The organism is Acinetobacter sp. TY1, assembly GCF_048551395.1.
Classification (GTDB): Bacteria; Pseudomonadota; Gammaproteobacteria; order Pseudomonadales; family Moraxellaceae; genus Acinetobacter.
The window spans coordinates 21,077-28,794 of the sequence record NZ_JBLYZK010000034.1; the positions used below are offsets into that span (position 1 = coordinate 21,077).

The 7,718-nt window shown below is 35.0% G+C and carries 7 protein-coding genes; 5 read left to right on the top strand and 2 right to left on the bottom strand.

Going from position 1 to position 7,718, the window contains the following annotated elements; translation table 11 throughout:
• The first annotated feature begins 35 nt into the window (after positions 1–35).
• The 3 genes from ACK2M2_RS14650 to ACK2M2_RS14660 all read left to right on the top strand — a co-directional run bounded on the left by ACK2M2_RS14650 (position 36) and on the right by ACK2M2_RS14660 (position 2,439).
• Positions 36–1,061: a methionine ABC transporter ATP-binding protein gene (locus ACK2M2_RS14650; protein ID WP_419349585.1), complete on the top strand. Its 1,026-nt coding sequence runs from the start codon at positions 36–38 to the stop codon at positions 1,059–1,061.
• Positions 1,058–1,753 (top strand): methionine ABC transporter permease, encoded by a 696-nt coding sequence (locus ACK2M2_RS14655; RefSeq protein ID WP_419349587.1) that lies wholly within the window; start codon positions 1,058–1,060, stop codon positions 1,751–1,753. The genes ACK2M2_RS14650 and ACK2M2_RS14655 overlap by 4 nt, the downstream gene beginning before the upstream one ends.
• 110 nt (positions 1,754–1,863) lie before the next feature.
• Positions 1,864–2,439 (top strand): hypothetical protein, encoded by a 576-nt coding sequence (locus ACK2M2_RS14660; RefSeq protein ID WP_419349589.1) that lies wholly within the window; start codon positions 1,864–1,866, stop codon positions 2,437–2,439.
• 129 nt (positions 2,440–2,568) lie between these two features.
• Here the strand turns inward: ACK2M2_RS14660 and ACK2M2_RS14665 are convergent, their stop codons facing one another.
• Positions 2,569–2,991 carry a DUF4951 domain-containing protein gene (locus ACK2M2_RS14665; protein WP_419349591.1) on the bottom strand — a complete coding sequence of 141 codons (423 nt, stop codon included), beginning with the start codon at positions 2,989–2,991 and terminating at the stop codon, positions 2,569–2,571.
• Between the two features lie 15 nt (positions 2,992–3,006).
• Complete coding sequence (locus ACK2M2_RS14670) at positions 3,007–5,598, bottom strand: TonB-dependent receptor plug domain-containing protein (RefSeq protein WP_419349593.1); 2,592 nt, start codon at positions 5,596–5,598, stop codon at positions 3,007–3,009.
• A 244-nt stretch (positions 5,599–5,842) separates the two neighbouring features.
• On the opposite strand from ACK2M2_RS14670, the gene gloB reads away from it, so the two are divergent.
• Positions 5,843–6,574 carry a hydroxyacylglutathione hydrolase gene (gene gloB, locus ACK2M2_RS14675; RefSeq protein ID WP_419349595.1) on the top strand — a complete coding sequence of 244 codons (732 nt, stop codon included), beginning with the start codon at positions 5,843–5,845 and terminating at the stop codon, positions 6,572–6,574.
• A 520-nt stretch (positions 6,575–7,094) separates the two neighbouring features.
• On the top strand, positions 7,095–7,298 hold the full coding sequence (locus ACK2M2_RS14680) for a hypothetical protein (RefSeq protein ID WP_409511460.1): 204 nt from the start codon (positions 7,095–7,097) through the stop codon (positions 7,296–7,298).
• Positions 7,299–7,718 lie beyond the last annotated feature (420 nt).

Consider the following 7,718-nt stretch of genomic DNA (forward strand, 5'->3'; position numbering starts at 1 on the left):
GCCTGTTTTTTCATTTTTGCATAGTTCCTGACGATATGATTGAATTTAAAAATATTTCAAAACACTATGAACTGAAAGGTCAGAACATACGTGCGCTTGATGAAATTAACCTAACCATTCCTGCGGGAAGTATTTTCGGCATTATTGGTTATAGTGGTGCAGGTAAAAGTACGCTCATTCGTTTAATCAATTTGCTTGAACGCCCTACGCATGGTCAGATTATTATCAATCAAACTGATTTCACTGCCCTAGATGCAAATGCATTACGTCATCAACGTGCAAATATCGGTATGATCTTTCAGCATTTTAATTTAATGCAAACCAAAACGGTTGCAGATAATATTGAAATGCCCTTAAAACTTTTGGGTGTGGCAAAAGCTGAACGCCAAAAGCGCCTCAATGAGTTACTTGAATTTATTGATTTAAAACACAAAAAAGATGCTTACCCCGATGAACTTTCAGGTGGTCAAAAGCAACGTGTCGGTATTGCTCGTGCACTTGCCAACCACCCTAAAGTTTTACTTTGTGATGAAGCAACGTCTGCTCTTGATCCTCAGACAACGCAGTCTGTACTTGAATTGCTCAAAAAAATCAACAAAGAACAAGGCATTACCATTGTTATGGTAACGCATGAGATGGATGTCATTGAATCTGTTTGCGACTATGTTGCCGTTATGGAACAAGGTAAAGTGATTGAAAATGGCTCTACCTTAGAAATTTTCAGCCAACCAAAACACCCAACCACCAAAACCTTTATTCAAACGGTTTTACAGCAACAATTGCCTGTCAATATTTTGAATAATCTTGAAAATAAAAATCATAATAGTATTTATAACTTACAGTTTCTTGGTACATCTGCGCAGGAAACAGTGGTACAAGCTGCTATAAAACAGTTTGATATTAGTCTGAATATTTTATTTGCCAATATGACCGAAATTAATGGCTCAGTGATTGGGCAAATGTTTATTCAGCTTTTAGGTGATGCTGAAATTATTCAACAAACAATCACCTTCTTTGAGAAAAATGGCGTAAAAGTTGAGCAATCAGGAGTTAAAGTATGAGAGATCTGATTGTTCAATGGCTGACACAAGTCACTGCTCCCTTCTGGAAAAGCTCACTAAGCATGGATCAGTTTGTCACAGCAATGCAAGAAACCTGTGTCATGGTATTTTTTGCAATGCTATTTGGCATGATTTGGGGGTTTTTACAGGCAATATGTTTGTACCTGACTCGACCTGAAGGGATTTTACCGAATGCCTTTATTTACAAAATACTAAATCCAATTGTCAATGCCCTGCGGTCTTTACCTTTTATTATCCTCGCCATTTCGATTATTCCTCTGACCAAGTTTATTGTTGGTACATCAATTGGCACATGGGCGACTATTGTTCCCTTAACCATTTATGTTGGTCCTTATATTGGTCGTCTAATCGAAACCTCTTTATTAGAAGTCAATGATGGCATCGTAGAGTCAGCTCAAGCGATGGGTGCAACAGTTTCACAAATTGTTTTTAAATTCATCATTCCTGAATCACGTAGTTCACTGATTTTAAACCTTACAACGGCAACCATTAGCTTAATTGGTGCAACCGCAATGGCTGGTGCTGTCGGTGGTGGTGGTATTGGTGACCTCGCCATTTCTTATGGCTATCAACGCTTTGATTCAAGTGCTGTTATACTCACTGTTATTGTTTTATTGGTTGTTGTTCAAGTTGTTCAAAGCACGGGGAATTGGTTATCTAAACTCAGATAAGCCTTTGAATATTTATATTAGACCCTCTTTCGAGGGTCTTACTTTATCTAGGGTTTCATTTTATACTCACAAAATAACGACTTAACTCATTCACTTAAATTAGCTATTACATGAAAACTCAACCCAATAACAAAGTTAAAATCTTTCAAAAAAATAACGGCTGTAGCATTCATATCAAATTTGATCACTCACTTTTTATTGGGGATATCCTTGTCAATTTTTTTGTGGTTGGCATTTTTTGGTTAGCTGCATCTTTTGCTATTTACGCTGTTCTTTTTGGTTCAGATTCAAATGCAGCAGGTTTTTTAATGATTTGGCTTATCGGCGTAAGTGCATTCACTTATCACGCCATTAGTCATACCTTATGGCTAAGAAAAGGAAGTGAAACGCTTGACCTTAATGATGATAAAATCATTATTATCAAACATATTCCACTCTATTTTCTCACAAAAAATTATGAAGATAGCACTACAATTTTATTTGAAAATCTAGAAAAAATGTATTATTCAGAATATAGTGCTCCAAAAAATCAACTACCAAGTGCAGCAAAAGGCAACTTACACATAAAGAGTAAATTTAAAAAAATTTCATTTGGTATTAGTCTCAACCAACAAGAAGCATCTTTAGTTTTTGATGAAATTAGTAAATTTAAATACAAAAAATCAGAATCAAGTCCTATTTTATGAAAGTAATCATAAAATACTGAATGCAAATAAGTAAAATAAAAACCACCTATCTTAATGATTAGGTGGTGAGTAATAATAACTCTCAGAAATGATTTAAATCCCCTGTAAATCAGCGCTTATTTTTATGAATTACCCCCATAGCCATGCAATCTTTTTCATCAATTCAGCACGATATGGCGCCGTCGGATTACATGGATTACGTTGCACTTCATTTTCATAAAAAGCTTGCCATTCCTTAACCATTGCCAAAGTGGTGCCTTTTTCCTGAATTGCTTTCAAATCCTGCTTTTGGATATTTTCAAAACGTGCTTTTGCACCCTCAGGCCCTGTTGCCCAACCAATTACACCTTGCCCAAAAGCAGGTAAACTCATATTATGAGGCGTCTTCGGAATCGCGTTACGTTCAATTTTTTCATTCACCTGACAGGTCTTATCAACAACCCTAGGTGCAATCTGTGCAGTGCTATTAGCATGGCTCACATGAGCCACAACTACGATACTCAAACCTATCGCACAATTTAAAATATGTTGAGATACTTTCAAAAAATTCATTTTTCTTTCCATACTTTAAAACTTATAACTAATATCGGCAACAAACTGACGACCCGACTCTGAATAGACACCATTTGAACCTAAATTTGATTTCATACTATCTTGATTTTGCGTATATTTATTATGTTTATTGGTCAAATTATTGATGGTTAAACCCAACGTCAACTGATCATCTCGTCCAACTTTAAAATCATAACTTGCACGTACATCCCAATTAAATGCACTACCCAACGATTCTTTGTCATAACGTGTTTTAACCACTTCACCATTTGATGCAATTGGACGCTCTGTCACAGGAGTTGTTGAACTGACCATCGCATCATAATCTGAACGATAACGGAAGAACTGACTAATTTTCAGCGGTACACTTGTAAATTCAGTATTCCAACCCACGCGTACTGTCCAAGGTCTTGCGAAATTAGTCGCAGGACGTGTCGCTTCATCAATCACTTCACCATCATATAAAATATACTGCTGATAAGTCTGATCAATAAAAATATTGTCATCATAACTATTAAAATTACGCTGAATATCACTGTAATCAGCTGCAAAATTAAAGCTATGTTTCGCACCTAAAAATTGAATTGGAGTTTGATTTGCAAGACTTAGTGTATAAGTTTCAGCTTTACTTGCACCACTGTTATCATAGATATCAACAATTGGACTCAAGCTGATCCGTTGCCGACGAATTTGATCTTGGTTATCACGATTGACATATTTAAGTTGTATTGCCCAGCCATTCCACAAGGAATGTATTGCAAAAACTGCCTCATTTGCAAATGGCGTATCAAGCTCACTACGATTGACTGCCGTACCTGCACTTGCACTCGTATTTTGCAACCATTCCGCATTTAAATTTTTACGTTTTTCCTGAATACGTAAAAGATTCACACCATCTTGCAGTTCTGTGAAAAGTGCATTATTTGCATAATAACGATTCCAACCTGTTGTAAAACCAAGTCGCTCATTTGCAAAAGGGAAATACTGCAATTGGCTACGTGGTGCAATATTATTATTTTTACTGATGCTGTCGTAATCTAGACGTAATCCCAAACGCAACTTGAGCTGATCATTCAAATTCATTTGATCTTCAACAAAAGCATATCCCTTGTCCTGCTGAACATCGACTGTACCTGCTTGATAGACATTACGAATCGTATTGTATTGCCCCTTTGTACCATCATTACCCACATAACTCAGATCACAATGTGTATCAACACTTCCGTCAATTAAAGTACATGTATCTGTCCCTAAACCATTATTTTTAGAGGGTACAAAAAATTGATACATATTTTCAGGACGATCCCATATTGCGTTGATATGGCTATAACCTGCCCCTATAGTCCATTGATGATGCACATTGGCAAAGGTAATCTCATCAAAAACGGATTTAAGGTTATATTCCCAATTATCCTGAGCCATCTCTAAAGCACCATAGCCACCTTCACTACTGATTTTCGCATTCCAATTTTTATCGGGTGATGTATTCCAAGCCACACTTTCATTTGAATCTGAATCTTTCCGATTACTTTGTTTTTGCAAGACAATATTTTGTGTGACTACAGCATGATCAAAGGTACTTTTCAATTCCATATCAAGTGCTAAGTTTTCAATATTGGTCTGATAACCACCGTCTTTTAAACTTGAAACGTACTTTTCACCCTGACTATTTTGATAATACAAACCTAATTTAAGCTGTTGATTTTCATTTAAGTCATAATAAGCATTTGCTGAAAAATCATCAGCAATACGTTTTTGATCATAATTCTCACTAGCATCAAAATCTGATTTCTTTTCAATATCAGACCAACGACGAGACGCAGCTAAACTTAAACCCAATTTTTCTGAAGCACGCCCATAAAGCTGAGTACTCAAACCTTGCTTTACAAAATCTTTTTGATAATCAATATCTGAACCTTGCTCAAATTTTTCTTGTTCTTCAGGACTAATATAATTAAATTTTGTCCAATCACTACTGGTAAAATCATAGTTTATTTTGCCATGTATTTGACCAATTTCAGTTTTTGGTGCGCACGTTTTCGCCTTCACTACCCCACCTGTAAACTCGCCATATTCAGCACTGACATTACTATCAAGCACTTCAAGTTCACAGATTAGATCCATATTAATATTGGCATTTAACGATGAACCTGCAAGCCCGTCCACTGTATTATCTATCAAACCAGAGGCAGGATTTAAACTATTACCAATATTGACATTGTTGAGTAAAAATTTATTGTCGTAAAACAACGCTCCATTAATACTGATATCCGATGCATCAAGCTCTCCCTGTCGACCACTTGCAAGTGATCCATTACCAAACTGTACGTTCGGATTCACCTTTAAAAAATCAGTCATCGTCTTTTGTGTATTGGGCACACGCTGTAATTGTTCTTGGTTATAAATACTCTGACCCACTTCAGATACTCTCGATGCATAAACAACTATTGGCGTCATTTTCGACACTGTAGATTGAGACTTGTCCGAGCGATTGACCTCATTGTTACCTTCTTCATTCATATTCGCCTGATTTCCAACTGCATATGACTGCGATACTGAAAGCACACAGCAAATTGCAGATGCAAGTATAGATAACCGATAGGGCATAACACAGATTCTTAATATTAATGAGAATTGTTATTATTAGTATTTGTATAAATTTTGCAACAATTTTTTGTGAATATTCATCAATTTTCGAATGAATCAATCAAAAAATAAACACGCCCATGCATATTTAATTCATTTCCCATTTCACTAAAAAAATCTAATGTATAGATTACATACATCTTTTTTATAGAGCTTGATATACTCACTTTAGATATAAAGATGAAAATATGCAGGGAAATTCAAAATGTCATTTAAAATTCATGTGATTGATGTTCAAAATCAACTGCAAAACTACATTTGGTTAATTGAAAATACATTTACGAAAAATGTAGTTGCAATTGATCCCACCGAAGCACATTTAGTGACTAAATATTGCCAAAATCATCAATTGAATCTGACACAAGTTTGGCTGACCCATTGGCATAAAGACCATATTGGTGGTGTGCCTGAATTACAGGTAGCACATCAAATTGCAGTATATGGTCCACGAGAAGAATTGAGTCATATTCCTTTTATCAGTCATCCTCTAAACCATGATGATCATTTTGAATTTGAAGGTTTAAACATCGAAATTATTGCTGTACCTGGTCATACCTTAGGGCATATCGTGTATTTTATTGATGAACTGGATAGCGTATTTTGCGGTGACACCCTCTTTGCAATGGGCTGTGGACGTATGTTTGAAGGAACACCAGAGCAGTTCTATCACTCACTCAATCGCCTTGCAGCACTGCCACCACGCACAAAAGTTTATTGTACACATGAATATACGCTGTCGAATGCACAGTTTGCGCTACATATTGAACCCGATAATCATGCCATTCAAAACCGTGCTGCCGAAATTAGAGCACAACGTGAACGAGGTGAAATTACACTGCCTAGCACAATTGAACTGGAACTTGAAACCAATCCATTTTTAAGAGTTGATAGTCCTGCTGAATTTGCACGCATTCGAGCATTGAAAGATAATTTCTAAAGATAGATTCAAAGACAACATTTTCTGCTGAAATTCATTTGGCATTCCAAATTCAAAATTACTATGCTTTGAATGCCAAATCAGCTTATTTTTATATTTCTCAGATGAATTCTTACAACAAATTTTAAGTTTAGCCTAAATATTAAGCAACCTCTTTAAATATAATCAAAAAAAATAAATACCAGCCCGCTTATTGATCAACAATTGAGTATTCCAAGAGTAAATTATGTGCAAATAAACATAATTTTTTACACAATGATTTATACATTTAAATTGTTTCAAAATCTTCCTTAGCTACTTCAAAAACAACACACACATCTATATAAATCAATGTTTTATAAAAATATAAAAGTATTTAAATTAAATATAAATCATCAAAATAAAACATTTTCTTACCACAACACACATACATTATGCTCAAAAAATATGATAAAAAAATAATATTAATTTGAATGCCCCTTTAAAAAATTCAGAGCACCCCTATCTATTTTAAATAGCCAAGGAATGAAGGAGAAACTCCATGAAAAAAGTTGTTAAAGCTAAAAATTTAATTGCATTTCGTATCTGGCTTGAAAAGCTTGGGTATTCAGTCAAAAATTTAACTGATAATAAAGGATTTACATTCAGCTTTAAAAAAGAATACGGCTTAGTCACTTGTGATCTTGCGGGAAATAATCTTGCATTTCAGCTAGGTGAAGAGTTTGAAGACCATTTAAAGGCGTAACTTAACACCCTATTTTAATGACTACTGTTTTGGCATTCTGTGATCAACTTAAATTAAGATTGCAAACTAAATACCTTACCCTAACACTCTCTTTCAAATTTTGCATTGCGCATTCATGAAAAGTTAAAAGATTACACTTTTAAAAATGGAATGTTTATTTTGCTTTAATTAAGACCTGAATCATTCAGGTCTTTTTTATTGTGTATATATTTACCTTTAGAACAATTTATCAAAATCTAAAATATACAGGCATAAAAAAAGGCAGAATAATCATTCTGCCTTTCCTTGTGTTTAATACTTAGATAAATCTTTGATTAATCTCAAATATTAAACACTTAAATAAATGGTGGGGACGGAGAGACTCGAACTCTCACACCTTGCGGCGCTGGAACCTAAATCCAGTGCGTCTACCAATTTCGC